This window comes from Streptomyces sp. NPDC029159 (assembly GCF_055564055.1).
This window is the reverse complement of record NZ_JBVHWT010000002.1, coordinates 478,807-494,570: the sequence shown is the minus strand read 5'-3', so window position 1 is coordinate 494,570 and position 15,764 is coordinate 478,807. Positions and strand designations below refer to the sequence as shown.

The 15,764-nt window shown below is 72.5% G+C and carries 16 protein-coding genes; 8 read left to right on the top strand and 8 right to left on the bottom strand.

Translation table 11 applies throughout. From position 1 onward, the window contains the following. Nucleotides 1-21: 21 nt before the first annotated feature. A complete protein-coding gene (locus tag ACZ4U4_RS06350; protein ID WP_467869506.1) occupies nt 22-891 on the top strand; it encodes a chitosanase in 870 nt (289 codons plus the stop codon). A gap of 225 nt (nt 892-1,116) precedes the next feature. Here ACZ4U4_RS06350 and ACZ4U4_RS06345 read toward each other — a convergent pair whose 3' ends face one another. The 8 genes from ACZ4U4_RS06345 to ACZ4U4_RS06310 form a co-directional block, all read right to left on the bottom strand. Continuing rightward, nucleotides 1,117-2,619: a nucleobase:cation symporter-2 family protein gene (locus ACZ4U4_RS06345; RefSeq protein WP_467869504.1), complete on the bottom strand. Its 1,503-nt coding sequence runs from the start codon at nt 2,617-2,619 to the stop codon at nt 1,117-1,119. A gap of 374 nt (nt 2,620-2,993) precedes the next feature. Continuing rightward, the gene (locus ACZ4U4_RS06340) at nt 2,994-4,403 is read right to left on the bottom strand and encodes an 8-oxoguanine deaminase (protein WP_467869502.1); all 1,410 of its coding nucleotides are present in this window, start codon (nt 4,401-4,403) and stop codon (nt 2,994-2,996) included. 41 nt (nt 4,404-4,444) lie between these two features. Next, the gene (locus ACZ4U4_RS06335) at nt 4,445-5,848 is read right to left on the bottom strand and encodes a nucleobase:cation symporter-2 family protein (RefSeq protein WP_467869500.1); all 1,404 of its coding nucleotides are present in this window, start codon (nt 5,846-5,848) and stop codon (nt 4,445-4,447) included. A gap of 82 nt (nt 5,849-5,930) precedes the next feature. After that, complete coding sequence (gene pucL / locus ACZ4U4_RS06330) at nt 5,931-6,890, bottom strand: factor-independent urate hydroxylase (protein WP_467869498.1); 960 nt, start codon at nt 6,888-6,890, stop codon at nt 5,931-5,933. A 7-nt stretch (nt 6,891-6,897) separates the two neighbouring features. Next, nucleotides 6,898-7,302: a hydroxyisourate hydrolase gene (gene uraH / locus ACZ4U4_RS06325; RefSeq protein WP_467869496.1), complete on the bottom strand. Its 405-nt coding sequence runs from the start codon at nt 7,300-7,302 to the stop codon at nt 6,898-6,900. After that, on the bottom strand, nt 7,299-7,820 hold the full coding sequence (gene uraD / locus ACZ4U4_RS06320) for a 2-oxo-4-hydroxy-4-carboxy-5-ureidoimidazoline decarboxylase (RefSeq protein WP_467869494.1): 522 nt from the start codon (nt 7,818-7,820) through the stop codon (nt 7,299-7,301). Before uraD ends, uraH begins: the two co-directional genes overlap by 4 nt. Nucleotides 7,821-7,990: 170 nt before the next feature. After that, nucleotides 7,991-8,371 (bottom strand): helix-turn-helix domain-containing protein, encoded by a 381-nt coding sequence (locus ACZ4U4_RS06315; protein WP_467869492.1) that lies wholly within the window; start codon nt 8,369-8,371, stop codon nt 7,991-7,993. Further along, a complete protein-coding gene (locus ACZ4U4_RS06310; RefSeq protein ID WP_467869796.1) occupies nt 8,368-8,622 on the bottom strand; it encodes a YkoF family thiamine-binding protein in 255 nt (84 codons plus the stop codon). The genes ACZ4U4_RS06315 and ACZ4U4_RS06310 overlap by 4 nt, the downstream gene beginning before the upstream one ends. Nucleotides 8,623-8,815: 193 nt before the next feature. Between ACZ4U4_RS06310 and ACZ4U4_RS06305 the strand changes: the two genes are divergently transcribed. The 7 genes from ACZ4U4_RS06305 (at nt 8,816) to ACZ4U4_RS06275 (ending at nt 15,733) form a co-directional block, all read left to right on the top strand. Further along, the gene (locus ACZ4U4_RS06305; protein WP_467869490.1) at nt 8,816-9,652 is read left to right on the top strand and encodes a TIM barrel protein; all 837 of its coding nucleotides are present in this window, start codon (nt 8,816-8,818) and stop codon (nt 9,650-9,652) included. 37 nt (nt 9,653-9,689) lie between these two features. Next, complete coding sequence (locus tag ACZ4U4_RS06300) at nt 9,690-10,586, top strand: 2-hydroxy-3-oxopropionate reductase (protein WP_467869488.1); 897 nt, start codon at nt 9,690-9,692, stop codon at nt 10,584-10,586. Nucleotides 10,587-10,594: 8 nt separating this feature from the next. Then, the gene (locus ACZ4U4_RS06295) at nt 10,595-11,734 is read left to right on the top strand and encodes a thiamine pyrophosphate-binding protein (protein WP_467869486.1); all 1,140 of its coding nucleotides are present in this window, start codon (nt 10,595-10,597) and stop codon (nt 11,732-11,734) included. Between the two features lie 205 nt (nt 11,735-11,939). Then, entirely contained in the window at nt 11,940-13,412 is a 1,473-nt protein-coding gene (locus tag ACZ4U4_RS06290) for a catalase (protein WP_467869484.1), read from the top strand. Nucleotides 13,413-13,940: 528 nt separating this feature from the next. Next, on the top strand, nt 13,941-14,666 hold the full coding sequence (locus tag ACZ4U4_RS06285; protein ID WP_467869482.1) for a hypothetical protein: 726 nt from the start codon (nt 13,941-13,943) through the stop codon (nt 14,664-14,666). A gap of 79 nt (nt 14,667-14,745) precedes the next feature. Next, nucleotides 14,746-15,258, top strand: a complete 513-nt coding sequence (locus ACZ4U4_RS06280) for a GNAT family N-acetyltransferase (RefSeq protein ID WP_467869480.1) — start codon at nt 14,746-14,748, stop codon at nt 15,256-15,258. 94 nt (nt 15,259-15,352) lie between these two features. Beyond that, the gene (locus ACZ4U4_RS06275; RefSeq protein ID WP_467869478.1) at nt 15,353-15,733 is read left to right on the top strand and encodes an MmcQ/YjbR family DNA-binding protein; all 381 of its coding nucleotides are present in this window, start codon (nt 15,353-15,355) and stop codon (nt 15,731-15,733) included. Nucleotides 15,734-15,764: the final 31 nt, after the last annotated feature.

Genomic DNA, 15,764 nt, shown 5'->3' with positions numbered 1-15,764 from the left:
ACTCCGGAACCGGAGGATCGTATGCGCTCTCGGTCGATAGGGTCACGTGTGACCAAAATATCCACCCGCGTCGTCCTCGGCGTGGCACTGCTCGCCGTTCCCGCGACCGCGGTCGCGGCAACGGCCATCCCGGGCGGCACATCGGATTCCGCCACACACTCCGCACGCTCCCCGCGCGCGGCGTCGGGGCTCGACGACCCGGCGAAGAAGGAGATCGCGATGGAGCTGGTCTCCAGCGCGGAGAACTCCTCGCTGGACTGGAAGGACCAGTACAAGTACATCGAGGACATCGGCGACGGTCGGGGCTACACCGCCGGCATCATCGGCTTCTGCTCCGGCACCCACGACATGCTCGAACTCGTCGAGCTGTACGCCAAGCGCAAGCCGGACAACGTCCTGGCGAAGTACCTGCCGGCGCTGCGCAAGGTCGACGGGAGCGACTCGCACGCGGGGCTCGGCGACGCGTACGTGAAGGACTGGAAGAAGGCGGCGAAGGACCCCGACTTCCAGAAGGCGCAGAACGACGAGCGGGACCGGGTGTACTTCAACCCGGCGGTCAAGCAGGGCAAGGCGGACAAGCTCGGGGTGCTGGGGCAGTTCGCGTACTACGACGCGATCGTCATGCACGGCGACGGTGACGAGGACACCAGCTTCTCCAGCATCCGCGAGCGGGCGCTGAAGAAGGCGAAGCCGCCGTCGCAGGGCGGCGACGAGAAGAAGTACCTCAACGCGTTCCTGGACGCCCGGGTGTGGGCGATGCAGCAGGAGGAGGCGCACAGCGACACCAGCCGCGTCGACACCGCGCAGCGGGTCTTCCTCAAGGACGGCAATCTCGATCTGCACACGCCGCTCAAGTGGAAGGTCTACGGCGAGGACTTCCACATCGGCTGAGCCGGTGCGGGAGGGGGAAACCCCGAGGGGAAGCGGGTGGCGGGGGGGGGGGGGGGGGGGGGGGGGGGGGGGGGGGGGGGGGGGGAGGGGGGGTGGGGGGGGGGGGGGGGGGGGGGGGGGGGGGGGGGGGGGCAGGGGGGGGGGGGGGAAAACAAAGGGGGAAGGGGGGGGGTGCCCCGCGGCGGATCCGGTCATGGCCGGGTCCGGCGCGGGCCGCCGGTGTGCTCAGCGGCGGTGGCCGGGGAACCGGGCCGTGCCGTCGGCCGTGCGGCGGGCGGGCTGCGGCGGGACGGTCGGCGCGGCGGGCGCCGGGGACGCGGGAGCGGCGGGCGCCGGAGCCGGCGGCGGAGGCCCGGCGGCCTCGTCCTCGCTCTCGTCCGCCGTGTCCCCGGCAGCCGCCGACCGGCTGCCGAGGTGGTTGAAGGCCAGGTTGAGGACGATGGCGACGAGGGCGCCGGTGCTGATGCCGGAGTCCAGGACGACCAGCAGGTCCTTGGGGAAGGCGTGGTAGAAGTCCGGCGCGGCGATCGGGATCAGGCCGATGCCGACGGCGGCGGCGACGATCAGCGCGTTCTCCCCCTTCTCCAGTGCCGCCGAGGCGAGCGTCTGGATGCCGCTGGCGGCGACCGAGCCGAACAGCACGATGCCCGCGCCGCCCAGCACCGGCAGCGGCACCAGGGAGATCACCGAGGCGGCGACCGGACAGAGCCCGAGGAGCAGCAGGATCGCGCCGCTGGTCGCCACCACGAAGCGGCTGCGGACCTTCGTCATCGCGACCAGCCCGATGTTCTGGGCGAAGGCGCTGGTGGCAAAGCCGTTGAAGAGCGGGCTGAGGGCGGTGCCGAGGGTGTCGGCGCGCAGTCCGCCCTCGATGGTCCGCTCGTCGGCGGGGCGGCCGACGATCCGGCCGAGGGCGAGCATGTCGGCGGTCGACTCGGTCATACAGACCAGCATCACGATGCACATCGACACGACGGCGGCGGCGTTGAACTGCGGGGCGCCGAAGTGGAACGGCGTCGGGAAGCCGACCGGGGCGGCGCCGGTGAGGGCGGAGAAGTCGGTGAGGCCGGCGGGGATCGCCAGCAGGGTGCCGGCGATCAGCCCGAGCAGGATGGAGATCTGCCGCAGGAAGCCGCGCAGCACCCGCCGCAGCACCAGCACGATCACGAACGTCACCGCCGCCATCGCGATGTGGGTGAGCGATCCGTGGTCGGAGGCCGACGCGTCGCCGCCCTGCGACCAGTTGAAGGCGACCGGCAGCAGGGAGACACCGATGAGGGTGATGACGGTGCCGGTGACCACCGGCGGGAAGAAGCGGACCAACTTGGAGAAGTAAGGGGCCAGGAAGAAGCCCAGCACCCCGGCGACGATGATCGCGCCGAAGATGACCGGCAGGGCGTGCCCCGGGCCCTGGGCCTTGCCGATCGCGACCATCGGGGTGACCCCGGCGAACGACACCCCGTTGACGAAGGGCAGCCGGGCGCCGACCTTCCAGAAGCCGAGGGTCTGCAGGAGGGTGGCGATGCCCGCGGTGAAGAGGCTGGCGCCCACCAGGAACGCCGTCTCGGTGGGGCTCAGCCCGCAGGCCGGCCCCACGATCATCGGCGGGGCGACCACCCCCGCGTACATGGCGGCCACGTGTTGCAGACCGCTGGTGAACATCTTGAGGGGCGGGAGGAGTTCGTCGACCGGATGCGTGCTCCGGTCCGACCCCGGCGTTGCGGCCACTGCGGGCCTCCTGTCGATTTCCGCGCGCTCCTGCGGGGAGCGCACTTTGCTGTCACGGAGGGAGTGGTGCGGGTGCGCGCTGCGGGGTGCCGGCGCGGTGGGGGGTGTACGGGAACGACCGCGCGGGTGGGCGGTGTGACACGGGACGCCGGTGGGCGGGGTGCGGGCGCGGCGGTGCGGTGCTCGTGGCGGGCACGGCCGCGGATGGGCGGTGGTCCGGCGGCCCGGGGACGCGGGGTGCGCCCCGCGTCCCCGGGGTCGGGCGCTCGCGGAGCCGCTGGGGTTCCGCGAGCCCGGCCGGGAGCCGTCCCTCCCGGCCGGGTTCGGTGGGTGGCGCCGTCGGTGTCCGGCGGCGCCACGGGAGCGGCGCCGGGTCAGTCCCCGGCGGCGATCCGGGTCAGGCGTCGCGCCTCGTCACGGGCGGCGCGGGCGACGGTCTCCTCGTCGACGCGGGTGAGGTGACCGTCCTCGACGACCGGGCGGCCGCCCACGAGGGAGAGGGTCACCGGTGCCGCCGCGCCGAAGACCAGCGCGGTGACCGGGTCGGCGATGGAGGAGTGGGCGAGTCCGTCCAGCTTCCAGAGCACCAGGTCGGCGAGTTTGCCGGGCTCCAGCGAGCCGAGTTCGGCGGCGCGGCCCAGGACGCGGGCGCCGCCGTGGGTGCCGAGCCGCAGCGCCTTGCGGGCGGTGAGCGCGGCCTGCTTGTGGGCGCCGAGGCGGTTGATGAGCAGGGCGTTGCGCAGTTCGGTGTGGAGTTCGCCGGACTCGTTGGAGGCGGTGCCGTCCACGCCGAGGCCGACCGGGACGCCGGCGGCGAGCATGTCGGGGACGCGGGCGATGCCGGCGGCGAGGCGGGCGTTGGACGACGGGCAGTGGGCGACGCCGGTGCCGCTACGGGCGAAGGCGTCGATGTCGGCGTCGTTCATGTGGACGCAGTGGGCCATCCACACGTCGTCGCCGAGCCAGCCGGTGGTCTCGAAGTAGGCCGTCGGGCCCATGCCGAACAGTTCGTGGCAGAACTTCTCCTCCTCCACCGTCTCCGAGCCGTGGGTGTGCATCCGTACGCCCTTACGGCGTGCCAGCTCGGCGCTCTGCCGCAGGAGTTCGGTGGAGACGGAGAAGGGGGAGCAGGGGGCGGCGGCGAGGTGGACCAGGGAGCCGAAGGAGGCGTCGTGGTGGGTGTCGATCGCCGCCTCGGTGGCGAGCAGGGCGCCCTCGGTGGTCTCGACGGCGAAGTCCGGCGGCAGCCCGCCGTCCTTCTCGCTGCGGTCCATCGAGCCGCGGGCGAGGGTGAGCCGGGCGCCGATCGCGGCGGCGGCCTCCAGCTCCGCGGTGACGAGGTCCCCGGCGTCGTGGGGGAAGACGTAGTGGTGGTCGCAGGCGGTGGTGACGCCGCCGCGGACCATCATGCCGAGGGAGCCCTGGGTGGCGGCGGCCAGCATCGGCGCGTCGATCCGGGCCCACGTCGGGTAGAGCGCGACCAGCCAGTCGAAGAGGTTGTGGTCGGTGGCCAGGCCGCGGGTGATCCACTGGTAGAAGTGGTGGTGGGTGTTGACCAGCCCGGGGGTGACCAGGTGGCCGGTGCCGTCGATACGGCGGGTGACGTGCGCGAGGCCCTCGGGGGCCGGGCCCGCGCCCACCGCCTCGATGGTGGCGCCGGCGATCACGACGTGTCCGGTGGGGTGGACGGTGTCGTGGGCGTCGACGGTCGCGACGGCACAGTTCTCGATGACGAACCGCTCGGTCGCCCTGTCAGGGGTTGCCGGTGCTGCCGGTGCTGTCATGGCTTCCTGCTTTCACTACGGCGGTCGGGCACGGCAGGGCCCTAGGAGATTTGAGTGCCGGAGCCGGACGAGGCGGCTGACAGTACCGCTGTCCGTGCGGTGCTCCGGGTGCCGAGATGGTGGAAGAACAGGTTGAGCAGGACGGCGACCAGGGCGCCGGCGCTGATGCCGGAGCCGAGGACGGTCTGTGCCCAGGCGGGGAAGTCGGCGTAGAAGGTGGGCGCGGCGAGCGGGATGATGCCGGCGCCGAGCGAGACGGCCACCAGGATGATGTTGGAGCTGTCGTCGAGCCCGGCTTCGGCGAGGGTGCGGATGCCGCTGACGGCGATCGAGCCGAAGAGGACGATGCCGGCGCCGCCGAGGACCGGCATCGGGACGAGCGAGACGACCGCGCCGAGCACCGGGAACGCGCCGAGGACGAGGAGGGTGCCGCCCGCGGCGGCGACCACGTAGCGGCTGCGGACCCGCGTCAGCGAGACGACGCCAACGTTCTGGGCGAAGGCGCTGGTGGCGAAGCCGCCGAAGAGCGGTCCCAGGAGGGTGGCGAGGCCGTCGGTGCGCAGGCCGCGGGTGAGAGTGGCGCCGTCGCAGCGGCGGTCGCAGATCTCGCCGAGCGCGAGCATTCCGGCGGCGGACTCCGTCATCAGGACGAGCATCACGATGCAGAGCGAGAGGATCGCGGCGGGCTGGAACTCCGGCGGGCCGAAGGCGAAGGGCGTGGGCAGGGCGGCGACGGGCGCCGAGCGCAGTCCGTCGAAGCTCGCCATGCCGAAGGGGAGCGCCGCGAGGGTGCCGATGACCAGTCCGAGCAGCAGGGCGACCTGTTTGCCGAAGCCCTTGGCGAAGCGCTGGATGAGCAGGATCACCAGGAGGGTGAAGGCGGCGAGGGCGAGGTTCTTCATGTCGCCGAACCCGGGGGCGTGCTTGTCGCCGCCCTGGGCCCAGCCGACCGGTACCGGCATGAGGGTGACGCCGATGAGCGTGATGACCACGCCGGTGACCAGCGGCGGGAAGAAGCGGAGCAGTCTGCCGAAGAACGGTCCGACGGCGAGACAGAAGGCTCCGGCGACCATCACCGCCCCGTAGATTGCGGGGAGTTGGTGGCCCTTGGCGGTGGTCTCCGCGATGGCGAGCATCGGGGTGATCCCGGCGGAGCTGGCCGCGTTGACGAAGGGCAGGCGGTTGCCGACGGCCTTGCGGATGCCGAGGGTCTGCAGGAGGGTGGCGCAGCCGGCGATCAGCAGTCCGGCGGCGATGAGGCGGGTGCGGCCGGCGGCGTCCAGCCCGACGGCCTGGCCGATGATGAGCGGCGGGGTGACGACCCCGGCGTACATCGCGGCGATGTGCTGGAGCGCGGCGGGAATCAGCCGCTTGGGCCCCGGCTTCTCGTCCACGGGGTGGACCGGTGGGGCGGGTTGGTGCCGGTCGTGCGGGAGCTGTGCCATGGGTGGGTCCCCTCAAGGATTCGCGGCCCCTCCCCCCTGGGCGTGGGGAGGGGTCACGAGGCACGGCGCTGCGTCCAAGCCGTCAGAGGTTGGTCAGATCCTGGGGGATCAGGGCTTCGACACCGTCGCGCAGAACAGTGGCTTCGATCAGGCCGTACGGGCGGTCCGCGGCGTAGTAGACGGCGCCGTCGGCGGCTTCGTTCTTGAGACCGAACGGCTCCAGGTCCACCTTGAAGTGGTGCTTGTTCGGGAGCGAGAAGCGGATCTCGTCGATCTCGGAACGGTTGTTGATGATGCGGGACCCCATTTGGTACAGGGTCTGCTGGAGCGAGAGGCTGTAGGTCTCCGCGAACGCCTCCAGCATGTGCTTGCGTACCTGGGCGTAGGAGCGCTCCCAGTGGGGCATCCGCTGGTCGTCGTCGGTCCAGTTGAACCGCCAGCGGCTGGAGACCTCGGTGGCGAGGATCCGGTCGTAGTCCTCCTTGAGCGTCGTGTACTTGTCCTTGATGTAGCCCCAGAACTCCGAGTGGGTGGAGTTCATGACGACGAGGTCCTTCAGACCGGAGATGACCTGCCAGCGTTCGCCGTCGTAGGTGATCTCCGTCAGGCGGGTCTCCTGGCCCTTGCGGATGAAGGAGTGCTTGACCTCGTCGGCGCCGATGAAGCGGGAGTTGCCGTCGGAGGTGGCGATCCGCTCCCAGGCGTACTCCTCGATGCGGATGCGGGCCCGCTTGATCGGCTCCTGGCTGGTGACGAAGTGGCGGGCGAGGTGGATGCCGAACTGCTCCGCCGATTCGATGCCGTGTTCCTTGGCGAAGGCGTACACCGTGTTCTTGGTGGTGTCGGTGGGGAGGCAGTTGGCGTTGGAGCCGGAGAGGTGGACCTCTTCGAGGTCGCCGGAGAGGGCGACGGAGACGTTGAGGTCCTTGATGTGGTGGGTGTCGCCGTCCCGGACGATCTTGACGACGCGGTTCTCCGCTTTGCCGTACTGGTTCTGGCCGAGCATCACAAGGCGGGGCGTGGCAGGGCGGTGGGCGGTCATGTCGGTGCTAGCTCCCTCGGTATACGGAGTAGCCGAACGGGTTGAGCAGCAGCGGTACGTGGTAGTGCTCGCCCGGCTTGACGGCGAAGGTGATCGCCACTTCCGGGAAGAAGGCACCGCTGTCCCTTACGCGGGGGGCGTCCTGCTGTTCCTCGGCTTGCTGACGGGTGCGGGACTCGAAGTACCCCTCGACGGCGAAGTCGAGGCGTACATGGGTGGTGCCTTCCGGCAGGGCCGGAAGGTCTTTGCAGCGTCCGTCGGCGTCGGTCGCGGAGGCGCCGTGGGCGTGCCAGTCGCCCTCGCGCCCGGAGCGCACGGCGAGCGTGAGGGCGACGCCCTCCGCGGGGCGGCCCACGCTGGTGTCCAGGATGTGCGTGGACACCGACGTCGGTGCGGCCGTCTCGCTGCTCATGCGGGGTCTCCTTCGGCGGTCTCCGTCATACGGTGCAGACGGATGCGGTTGATCTTGCCCAGCTCCGTCCGGACGATCTCGCGTTCCCGCTCCGGCGCGTTGCCGAGGCGTCCGCGGACGGCGTCCCTCATCTGCTCCCCGGTGCGCCCGGAGGCGCAGATCAGGAAGACATGCCCGAACTTCTCCTGGTAGGCGAGGTTGAGGTCGAGCATCTCCTCCTTGAGCGCGGCGGAGGCCGAAGCCATGCCGCTCTGCTCGCGGGAGGAGGTGGGGTCGCCGGGTTTCGGCCGGCCGATGGGCGGGTGCCCCGCCATCGCCTCCGCCAGATCGTCCGCGGTCAGCTCCGCCGTGGCGGCGTCGCTCGCTGCGTACAGGGCGTCGGTGGTGGCGTACGGGCGACGGGCGACGAGTGCGCTCCCCCATGCCCTGCTGGCGCAGACCTCGTGCAGTGCGGCGAGTGCCGTACCGTCGTCGGCAGCGTTGAACCGGGCGAGGCCCGGGGTCGTACTCGAAGACACGGGAAGCCTCCGTGGCCTGATGCTGATGGCTCTGCTGGCTGGGGAACAGCTAAGACCTCCGGCAACATCACGTCAACACTTTGTTGAAAAGTCGGCAACGCAAAAGCCGCCGCCCGGATGTTCCGGACGGCGGCGTACGCCGATCAGCCGCCGTGGTACGGCCGTTGGGGTCAGTCCTCCCGCTTCGCGGCGTTCTCCCTGTTCAGGTAGTTGTAGACGGTGAAGCGGGAGACGCCGAGCGCCCCGGCGACGGTCTCCACGCCGTGGCGGACGGAGAAGGCGCCGCGGGTCTCCAGGATGCGGACGACGGACTGCTTGGCCTTACGGTCGAGATCGGCCAACGGCACTCCGTGGCGGCGCTCCAACTCGGCCAGCAGATGGTCGAGCGATTCCGACAGGTGCGGCAGGCGCACGGCGACCCGCTCCTGACCCTCCCAGCTGAGGACGACGTCGTCGCCCCGGGCGAGACCGGGGGCGACCATCTGCCCGCCCATGGCGTCGACCAGCGGTTTGACCGCCCGGACGAACGGGTGGTCCGCGGGGTCCGTCACCGGGCACCCTCCCCGGAGCCGGCGTCGCCGACCACGTTGACCTGGAGGGAGACGCGGGTGGCGCCCGCCTCCAGGGCGTCGCGCAGCAGGGCGGTCACCGTGTCGAGGACCCGTCCGGCGTCGCCTTCGGCGGTGTTGCCGAACGGGCCGACGTCGACGGCGTCCAGCCCGGCGCCCGAGACGACCTCGCGCGCCACCACCGCATGGGCGGGCGCCTCGTCGAGATCGAACGGTTCGGTCGTGAACTCCAGCTTCAATCGCACGCCGCTCAACCTACGCGGGCGCCGCCGCCACCACCAGAAAATGCCCCGACCCCCTCTTGACAGCCGTCGAGACCGCCAGGCACTGTTCCGTTACGCAGAAAGAATATTCCACCATGCAGAATATTCACCAGCATGCGACACCTGCCCACCGATCTCTCACTCGGAAGGAGCGCCGGGCCTCATGGGATTCACGGACACACGCTTCAACGTCAACCTGTCGATCCTGTTCACCGAACTCCCGCTGCTGGAGCGCCCGGCGGCCGCGCGGGCCGCGGGGTTCACGGCGGTGGAGCTGTGGTGGCCGTGGACCGACGCACCGGTCCCCGAGCGCTCCGAACTCGACGCCCTGGCCGATGCGCTGCGCGACGCGGGCACCGCCCTGACCGGCCTGAACTTCTACGCGGGGCAGCTGCCCGGCCCGGACCGCGGCGCGCTGTCGCTGCCGGGTGAGGAGTCGGCGCGGTTCCGCGCGAACGTCCCGGTGGCGGTGGAGTTCGGCCGCTCGCTCGGCTGCACCACCTTCAACGCGCTCTACGGCAACCGCGTCGAGGGGGTCGACCCGGCCGAGCAGGACACGCTGGCGCTGGAGAACCTCGCGTTCGCGGCGCGGGCGGTCGGCGCGGACGGCACCCTGCTGATCGAGGCGCTGAACGTCCCCGAGTCGCCGCGCTGCCCGATCGTCTCCGCGCCGAAGGCGGTCGAGGTCGTCGACGCGGTGAACGCCGCGACCGGCCTGGACAACGCCCGCTTCCTGATGGACCTCTACCACCTGTCCATGAACGGCGAGGACCTCGACGAGGTCATCGACCGGTACACCGGCGTGACCGCACACGTGCAGATCGCCGACAACCCCGGCCGCGGAGCGCCCGGCACCGGCGATCTGGAGTTCGCCGGTCTGCTCGCCCGGCTGCGGAAGAACGGCTACGACGGCTACGTCGGCCTGGAGTACAAGCCCGGCGACGGCCCCTCCGCGGGCGCGTTCGGCTGGCTGCCCGCGCCGCTGCGCGCCGCGCACTGACCCCGCCGCCCCCGCCGACTGCGAAAGAGGCTTCACGATGAGCAACCTTCCCAAGATCGCGTGGATCGGCCTCGGCATCATGGGCTCGCCCATGGCCGAGAACCTGATCAAGGCCGGTTACGAGGTGACCGGCTACACCCTGGAGGCCGACAAGCTCGACCGGCTGGCCGCGGCCGGCGGCACCGCCGCGGCGTCGATCGCCGACGCGGTCCGCGCGGCGGACGTGGTGATCACGATGGTCCCGGCCTCCCCGCAGGTCGAGGCCATCGCCTACGGCCCGGACGGCATCCTGGAGCACGCCCGGCACGGCGCGCTGCTGATCGACATGTCCTCGATCACCCCGCAGACCAGCATCGATCTGGCCGCGAACGCCGCCGCCAAGGGCATCCGGGTGCTGGACGCCCCGGTCTCCGGCGGTGAGGCCGGGGCCGTCGAGGCGGTGCTGTCGATCATGGTCGGCGGTGAGCAGGCCGACTTCGACGCCGCCAAGCCGCTCTTCGAGGCGCTCGGCCGGACCATCGTGCGGTGCGGTCCGCACGGCTCGGGACAGACGGTCAAGGCCGCCAACCAGCTGATCGTCGCCGTCAACATCCAGGCGTGCGCGGAGGCCGTGGTCTTCCTGGAGAAGTCCGGCGTCGACCTCGGCGCGGCGCTCGACGTCCTCGGCGGCGGGCTGGCCGGGTCCACGGTGCTGGCGCGGAAGAAGGAGAACTTCAAGAACCGCGACTTCGCGCCCGGCTTCCGCATCGATCTGCACCACAAGGACATGGGCATCGTCACCGACGCGGCCCGCAACGTCGGGGCGGCGCTGCCGGTCGGCGCGGTCGTCGCGAACCTCCTGGCCTCGCTGCGCGCCCAGGGTGACGGCGGGCTCGACCACTCCGCCCTGCTGCGCGGTGTGGAGCGGCTGTCCGGGCACGGCGCCCACGCCTGATGGGCGGCGTGCCGCGGCGTGTCCCCGCGCTGCGCGGCGTGGTCCGCGCCCTGCGCCGGGCGGGCTGCGACACCGTCTTCGGCTGCCCCGGCGCCACGCTCGATCCGCTCTACGCGGCGCTCGACGGGCCCGGCATCACGCGCATCGCGGTCCGGCACGCGGAGAGCGCGCCGCACATGGCGATCGGCTGGTCCCGCGTCCGGGGCCGGGCGGCGCTCGCGGCGGTACCGGCCGACACCGGTGCCGCCCGGGTGCTCCCGGCGCTGGGCGTGGCGCTGGCGGACGCGGTGCCGCTGGTGTGCGTCGTCGGCACCGGCACCCCGGCCGGCCCGGGCGGCGCCCCGGACCTGGTGCGCCTCGCCCGTCCGCTGGTGAAGTGGGCGGTCCGGGTCGAGCAACCCACCCGGCTGGCCTGGGCGTTCCGGGAGGCGCTGTGGACCGCGCGGGAGGGGCGCGCGGGCCCGGTGCTGATCGAACTGCCGGCGGCGGTGGCCTCGGCCACGGTCCCGGCCGACGGGCCCGGCGACCGGCGGCACGCACCGCCCGGCCCGCCCCGGCCACCGGCGCCGCCCGCGCAGCCGCCGCCTCCCGCGCACCCGGAGATCGCCGGGTGGCTGGCGGACGGGGCGGAGACCTACCTGGTGGGGGCGGACGCCGCGGCGTATGCGGCGGCCGGGGGCGGGCGGTTGCGGGCGGTGGCCACCGCCGCCGGTCCCCCGGGCTGGGAGATCCCCACCGCGCTCGGCGTCCGGACGGCGCTGGACGCGGCGGAGCCGACCGGCGCGGACGGCACGGACGTGGTCGTCCTCCTCGACGATCCGCACGGCTTCCCGGCGCTCGCCGGGGAGTTGGCCCTCGCGGCGCACCGCGGTGCCCCGCTGGTGCTGCTGATGCCGCCGGGCCGCGCAGGGCTCCCGCCGGGGCCCGGTCCGGCCGGGCCCGCGGAGGACGCGTCCTTCACCGACCTGGTGAAGCTCGTCGCGGCGTACGGCTGCGCGGGCCGCACCGCCGACGGGCCCGGGGAGCTGCGCTCCGCGCTCGCCTGGGCCCGTAAGGAGGCGGTCTCCACCCGGCGGCCGGTCCTGGTCCGGGCCCGGTACGCCACGGTGCCCGCGTCCGGCGGGCCGCCCCGCACCGCCCGGGAGTGAGCCGGGCACCGAGACTTCCGGACGGCGTCCGCGCCGACACCTGTCCTGTCGCGCCCAGGCGCGGCCGCCGTCCGGAACACCCCGTTCTTCACCCGCAGTTCTTTGCCCGCACTTGTTTCAACAAACTGTTGACGTTTGGTCGGGGCGGTTCCTACGCTCCCGACATGCGGAAGCCAACTTCCGCGCTCTCGTACGGAAGGTCATCATGACGAAGCCCACGCCGACCGCGCGCGTTCTCACCACGGAGTCCGGCGCCCCCGTCGCCGACAACCAGAACTCCTCCACCGCCGGCGTCGGCGGCCCGATCGTCCTCCAGGACCAGCATCTGCTGGAGAAGCTCGCGCGGTTCAACCGCGAGCGCATCCCGGAGCGCGTCGTGCACGCCCGGGGCTCCGGCGCCTACGGCCACTTCGAGGTGACCGATGACGTCACCGGCTTCACCAGCGCCGACTTCCTGAGCGCCGTCGGGAAGCGCACCGAGCTGTTCATCCGCTTCTCGACCGTCGCCGACAACCTCGGCGGGCCGGACGCGGCGCGCGACCCCCGCGGCTTCGCCGTGAAGTTCTACACCGAGGAGGGCAACTACGACCTCGTCGGCAACAACACCCCGGTCTTCTTCATCAAGGACCCGCTGAAGTTCCCGGACTTCATCCACTCGCAGAAGCGCGACCCGTTCACCAGCAAGCAGGAGCCGGACAACGTCTGGGACTTCTGGGCCCACGCCCCCGAGGCCACCCACCAGGTCACCTGGCTGATGGGCGACCGCGGCATCCCCGCGTCGTACCGCCACATGAACGGCTACGGCTCGCACACCTACCAGTGGACGAACGCCGAGGGCGAGTCCTTCTTCGTCAAGTACCACTTCAAGACGAACCAGGGCATCCGCTGCCTCAGCGCCGAGCAGGGCGCCGAGCTGTCCGGCACCGACCCCAACAGCCACCAGACCGACCTGCTGCAGTCCATCGAGCGCGGCGTGTACCCGTCGTGGACGCTGTATGTGCAGCTCATGCCGGTGGCCGAGGCGGCGGACTACCGCTTCAACCCGTTCGACCTCACCAAGGTGTGGCCGCACAAGGACTACCCGCTCCAGCGGGTCGGCCGCATGGTACTGGACCGCAACCCCGACAACGTCTTCGCCGAGGTCGAGCAGTCCGCCTTCTCGCCGAACAACTTCGTCCCCGGTATCGGCCCGTCGCCCGACAAGATGCTCCAGGGCCGCCTCTTCGCCTACGCCGACGCGCACCGCTACCGCCTGGGCGTCAACCACACCCAGCTGCCGGTCAACGCCCCGAAGGCGACCGTCGCCAACAACTACGGGCGGGACGGCCTGATGGCCGCCAACGCCTACGACCGGCACGCGAAGAACTACGAGCCCAACTCCTACGGCGGGCCCGTGCAGAGCGACCGGCCGCTCGCCGCGCCGCTCGCCGTGGACGGCCACGTCGGCACCCACGCGGCGCCCGCACACTCCAAGGACGACGACTTCTTCCAGGCAGGCGAGTTGTACCGGCTGATGTCCGAGGACGAGAAGCAGCGGCTGATCGCCAACATCGCCGGCGGCCTCTCGCAGGTCGGCCGGGAGGACGTCATCGAGAAGAACCTCGCCCACTTCCACGCCGCCGACCCCGAGTACGGCAAGCGCGTCGAGGCGAAGGTCCGCGAACTGCGCGAGGACTGACGGGAGGTCGGTTTCCCGCGCATCCGTACCGGCCGGTCCGCTGAGGGGTGGCCGGCCGGTACGGAAGGGAAGCGCGGTGCTCCGCGGCGCCCGGGGAGACCAGTGCGGTGGCAGCGCGCGCCCGGCAGGCGCGCCCTCCCCCGCCGCGGAGCCCGCCGCTCCCGCCCCTCTGCACCACCCACACACTCCGTCCGGCGCCGCGCTGTCCTGTCGCGCCCGAAACGCGCGTCGCCGGACGGGAACCACCCGCGTACGGCCCGGAACCGCCGGTCACGGATCCGGGCCGTACGTGTGTCGTTGGCGGCGCGCGACGGGCGCGGTACGCGCCCGCGTACGCGCCCCCTGCGCCCGGGCCGGGGCCCCGCGGAGGCCGTGCGCTCCCCCGGTGTCCCCGGCCGACCGGCGGAGATCGGCGGCGATCGGCCCGAATCCGCCCCCGGTCGGCATGTTCGGGGGCACGATGGCAGAAATCAGCGGGCGTGCGGCGCCGGAAGGCCGCCGCCCACCGATCGAATGCCAGGAGCGACCATGGCCGACAGCGTGCCGGTGCGGTGCCCCACGTGCCGCCGCGAGAACGCCTTCACCCCGCCGACCTTCCCCTGCGCGTGCGGGGCGCCGCTGACCGTGCCGGTGCTGCGCGGCGGCGTCCCCGTCGAGATCGTGCACCGCACCTGGCAGGGTTCCTGGGTGGCGGTCCGCTGTGAACTCTGCGGCCGCCAGGACGAGTGGCCCGCACCGGAGTCCGGCTGTGTCTGCGGCACGGTCGTCCGCATCCCGGTGGTGCCGGTCCCGCCCGCCCCGCCGCACGCCGCCGCCCCGGGCAGCCGCGGTACGGCACCGGCCGCCCCGCCCCAGGTGCTGCGCCCCGCGTTCCGGCCGGTCACCATCCGCACCGCCCGGGACTGCGTCACCGCCGCCGCGCAGTATCTGAAGTGGCTGGGCTTCACCGACGTCCGCCGCACCCAGGAACGGACGGCGTCCGGGGTGGATCTGCGGGGCACCGGAGTGGTCGCGCAGGTCGATCCGACGACGCGGTCCACGGCGCTGCGCGAGATCGAGTGCGTCTGGCTCAACGGCCTCCACGACTCGGCCATCGCCGTCTTCTTCTCCCTCGCCGGCTACGCCCACGACGCCCGCTGCCGCGCCGACGACCTGCACATCCCGCTCTTCGTCATGGACCTGACGGGCACCCCGCAGCCGGTCAACGACGCCGCGGACAAGCTGATCCGGAACGGGGCGCAGCCGGGCGGGTGACGCGGGACCGTCCGCTCCGGCGCGTCCCCCGTCCGGAATCCGGTTGCGGGAACGCGCCCGGTCGGCGCAGACTCCGCGGATGATCATCCGCCCGGCCCTCGCCACCGAACTGCCCGCCCTGCGCTCCCTGGAGAGCGCCGCGGGCGCGCCCTTCCACGACGTCGGCATGGCCTCCGTCGCGGAGGACGAACCGCCCGCCCTCGCCGTCCTCGCGGCGAGCCTGCGCGCCGGGCGGCTGCTCGTGGCGTACGAGGAGGACGGGCCGGGCGACGGTCTCGCCGGATATCTGATGTGGGAGCCGGTCGACGGCGCCACCCACATCGAGCAGGTGTCGGTGGCCCCCGCGTACGCCCACCGCCGCATCGGGCAGGCACTCATCGACCGGGCCGCAGCCGACGGCGGCGACCGCCCGCTGACCCTGACGACCTTCCGCGACGTGCCGTGGAACGCGCCCTACTACGCCCGTCTCGGCTTCCGCCCGCTCACCGACGCGGAGCTGACGCCCGGCCTGCGCGCGATCCGGGCCCACGAGGCGGAGCTGGGCCTGGACCGGTGGCCCCGGCTGTGCATGCGGCGGGAGGCGGCCGGCTGATCAGCGGCTGACGGCTGCGGGGCGGAGGCCGGGCGTGGACGGCGGCCGGCCGCGCCCGCCACTCCCCCGGCAGCCGCCCGGCATAATTGCCGCCATGATCGACGCCCGGGCGCTACGCGCCGTCTGCCTGGAACAGAACGGCGCGGGCGAGGAGTTCCCCTTCCCCCGCAGCCCCGATCTCTCCGTCTTCAAGGTCTGCGGAAAGATCTTCGCGCTGACGGATCTGACGGCCGATCCGCTCTCCGTCAGCCTCAAGTGCGACCCCGAGCTGGCGCCGCAGCTGCGCGCCGCCCACCCGGAGATCATCCCGGGCTACCACCTCAACAAGCGGCACTGGAACACCGTCGCGCTGACCGGTTCGCTCCCCGACCGGCTGGTGCGGGAGATGATCGAGGACTCCTACGACCTCGTCGTCGCGGGCCTGCCGCGCGCCGAACGGCTGCGGCTCGACCGGGACCGGCCCCGCCGGGGCTGAACGCCGCCCCGGAAGCGCCGCCTCGCCCGCT